This is a genomic window from Mesorhizobium sp. M7A.F.Ca.CA.004.12.1.1 (assembly GCF_003997835.1).
Classification (GTDB): Bacteria; Pseudomonadota; Alphaproteobacteria; order Rhizobiales; family Rhizobiaceae; genus Mesorhizobium.
In genome coordinates this window covers 1-2,962 of record NZ_RZRK01000748.1, presented here as the reverse complement: position 1 = coordinate 2,962, position 2,962 = coordinate 1, and the positions used below count along the sequence as shown (strand labels likewise).

Genomic DNA, 2,962 nt, shown 5'->3' with positions numbered 1-2,962 from the left:
GTGCAAGGTGCGGGCGAGAACATCGCGGCCGAGAGCATCGGTGCCCAGCCAGTGCGCCCAGCTCGGCGGCTGCAAGCGGCGCGCGACCATTTCGAGCGGATCGAACTGCACGATTAAGGCGGCGAAGACGGTCATGAACAGCCAGAACAGGATGACGACCGTGCCGATGACCAACGGCGCGGTCAGCCATTCGGGAACAGCGGCGGAATGGGATTTGGTTGTGACCGCCGACATCAGCTCAACCTCACGCGCGGATTGGCCACCACGTAGAGGATGTCCGTGATGAGGTTGGTGACCAGGAAGGCGAGGCCGCCGACGATGGTGACGCCGATGATCGCCGGGAAGTCGAGCGCGCGCGCCGCCTCGACGGCATAGGAGCCCATGCCGGGCCAGGAAAAGATGGTTTCTGTCAGCACCGCGCCGGTGATCAGATAGGCGAAGGAATAGCCGATGACGGTCAGGGTCGGTACCATGGTGTTGCGCAACGCATGGACGATGACGACGCGGAATTCGCTCGCCCCCTTGGCGCGCGCGGTGAGGACGAACTCGCGGCTCATCACATCAAGCATGTTGGCGCGCACCAGCCGCGATATGGTGCCGGAAACCGTCCAGCCGAGGACGAAGGCCGGCAGAAGCAGGTGCCAGAGCGCGTCCTTGAAGACGGTCCAGTCGCCAGCCAGAAGCGAATCGATGGTCAGGAAGCCGGTGATGCCGGGCGGCAATGCCAGGCGGGCATCGACCCTGCCCGGCCCCGGCAGCCAGTTCAGCATGACGGAGAAGATGAACAACAGGCCGAGCCCCGACCAGAACACCGGCAGCGAAGAGCCGAACAAGGCGAACAGCCGCGCGCCATGATCGATCAGGCTGTTGCGGAAATAGGCGGCCAGCACACCAAGCACAATGCCGAGCGTGGTGCCGAAGATCATCGCAGCGAAAACCAGTTCGAGCGTTGCCGGCAAGCGGTAGAGAATGTCGGTGCCGACATTGCGCTTGGTGATGAACGAGGTGCCAAGATCGCCGCTCAGCAGATTCCCAAGATATATCATATAGCGTTCCGGCAAAGGACGATCGAGACCCCAGCGCGCCTTGGCGGCGGCCACCACTTCGGGGTTGCTCATCTGCTGTTCGGCGACAATCGCGGTCAGCGGATCGCCCTTGGTCACCGTAGTGATCAGGAAGGCGATGGTGACGATGCCGAGCACCAGAAACGGCATGGCGATAAGCCGGCGCAAAATATAGCGAGACACGTGGCTACCTTCACAAGGAGGGGCTTCGTAAGATGGCACAGGGCGCTTGGAGATGCCATCGAGGGAAGCATATTGACAGTGGGGGAAAGCGCCTGTCAATATAAATGGAATTTAATTTCATTTTTTAGACAACGCCGGCGACGCTGGCCCGACAGGCGGACGACGACGCCAGAAAGACCTCAGCGTGCGCAAGCGAGCCACCAGGGACGAGACGGAGCTTGAAGGCGAAGGCGCGCAGCTTTCGTCGTCGCTGGTGCGCGGGCTCGGCATCCTGCGCGCCTTCCGCCCGGGCGATGCCTCACTCGGCAACCAGGACATCATTGCCCGCACCGGCCTGCCCAAGGCCACGGTTTCACGCATCACCTATACGCTAAGCGCGCTCGGCTATCTCCTCTACGACAAGGACCTTGGCCGCTACAGCCTGGGACCCGCCACCGTGGCGCTGGGCTATTCGGCGCTCAGTTCCAGCGCCGTCGTTCACGTCGCCCGGCCGCTGATGCAGCCGCTGGCCGACCTGACCGGTGCGGCGGTGGCGCTCGGCACGCGCGACAGCCTCAACATGGTCTATCTGGCCAATTGCCGGTCGGAGAGCCTTGTCACGCTGCGCCTCAATCCAGGCTCCTACCTGCCGATCTGGAAGACATCGATGGGGCTGGCCTATGCGGCGGCCCTTTCACCTGAGGAGCGCGCTCGCCTTGTGGAGGCTTTGCAGGAGGCCGAGCCGGACAGGGCGGCGATGATCGGGGCGGCGATCGACGATGCGATCGCCCAGTATGCAGACAAGGGCTATGTGACGTCGTTCGGCGCCTGGCACAGCTATATTCATGCGGTCGGCGTGCCGTTCCGTCCGAGTGACGGCTCGCCGCTGGTTGCCATCACCTGCGGCGGCATCGGCGAGATCATCACGGAAGAGCGCGCGCATGCCGAGATCGGACCGGCGCTGGTGGCGATGGTGAAGGCGCTGGGCAGAGAGCTCGAGGGAAATCCCGGGTAACGGGATTGGCCCAGACGATCGGCCTCGCATGCCGGCTTGAACTCGCCTGATGGGGACCGCACAGTCGCAGTCGATGGTATGGCGGTCGCGTGCCGTCATCGTCCATCGGGTTGGGATGATCGGGAAAATAGGATGCCGATGAATTTTACAGGGCGGTTCAGCGGTCGAGCGGCGGTGATCACCGGCGGCGCTTCAGGCATCGGTCTGGCAGTGGCTCAGAGGATTGTCGAAGAGGGCGGACGGGTTTCAGTCTGGGATCGCGATCCGGCTCAGATCGAACAGGCCAAAGCCACCCTTCCCGGCCTCCACGGTGTTGCCATCGACGTCGCCGATGCGGCCGGCGTGGAACGCGCCAAGCAGTCGGCGATCGAAGCGCTTGGCGGTGTCGACATCCTGGTCACCAGTGCGGCGATCACCGGGCCGAACATGACGACCTGGAACTATTCGACCGAGGATTGGCAGAAGGTCATCGACATCAACATCAACGGCGTCTTCTACTGCAACAAGGCGCTCGTGCCGCACATGCTCGAGCGCAACTATGGCCGCATCGTCAACATCGCCTCGATCGCCGGCAAGGAAGGCAATCCCAACGCTTCGGCCTACAGCACCTCGAAGGCCGCGGTGATCGGCCTGACCAAGTCGCTCGGCAAGGAACTGGCCAAGACCAAGGTGACGGTCAATTGCGTCACACCGGCGGCCGTGCGCACCGCTATCTTCAAGC

3 protein-coding genes and 1 pseudogene are annotated in these 2,962 nt (G+C 63.2%); 2 read left to right on the top strand and 2 right to left on the bottom strand.

Translation table 11 applies throughout. The features are described 5' to 3' along the window. Together EN984_RS28865 and EN984_RS28860 are read right to left on the bottom strand one after the other, a co-directional pair. Positions 1 to 234 (bottom strand): annotated as a pseudogene (locus EN984_RS28865) (D,D-dipeptide ABC transporter permease); the annotation flags it as partial. Continuing rightward, entirely contained in the window at positions 234 to 1,247 is a 1,014-nt protein-coding gene (locus EN984_RS28860; protein WP_023811560.1) for an ABC transporter permease, read from the bottom strand. The gene EN984_RS28860 and the pseudogene EN984_RS28865, both read right to left, overlap by 1 nt. A 184-nt stretch (positions 1,248 to 1,431) precedes the next feature. Between EN984_RS28860 and EN984_RS28855 the strand changes: the two genes are divergently transcribed. Beyond that, positions 1,432 to 2,241 (top strand): IclR family transcriptional regulator, encoded by an 810-nt coding sequence (locus EN984_RS28855; protein WP_127266932.1) that lies wholly within the window; start codon positions 1,432 to 1,434, stop codon positions 2,239 to 2,241. 132 nt (positions 2,242 to 2,373) lie between these two features. Continuing rightward, the coding region (locus tag EN984_RS28850; RefSeq protein ID WP_164765716.1) for an SDR family NAD(P)-dependent oxidoreductase at positions 2,374 to 2,962 on the top strand (589 nt) is incomplete at its 3' end.